Below are 245 nucleotides of genomic sequence, written 5' to 3'. Positions count from 1 at the left end.
GCGCGTTTCTCGGATAGCTGTATCGGTTTTAGACATATCGTGCGGCTCTACTTTACCACCAGGAAAGCAAATTTGGCTTGGGTGATGGTGTAAGTAAGCAGGTCGTTTACAAAAGAGCAAAGCTGCTTCACCGTTTTTCTCGACAAGAGGCAACAAAATTGCTCTGTCACGCACTTTACCCTGTGGCAACGGACATTTGCATATTTCAGCATGAATGTGAAACCGGGCTACAACATCTGTTAGTG

General features: G+C 45.7%; 1 protein-coding gene. It reads right to left on the bottom strand.

Going from position 1 to position 245, the window contains the following annotated elements; genetic code table 11:
* The coding region (locus tag CWC11_RS21080) for an NUDIX domain-containing protein (RefSeq protein WP_138684193.1) at nucleotides 1–245 on the bottom strand (245 nt) is incomplete at both ends.

The organism is Pseudoalteromonas sp. S3178 (genome assembly GCF_005886985.1).
GTDB lineage: Bacteria > Pseudomonadota > Gammaproteobacteria > Enterobacterales > Alteromonadaceae > Pseudoalteromonas > Pseudoalteromonas carrageenovora.
This window is presented reverse-complemented; position numbering and strand designations above follow the sequence as displayed.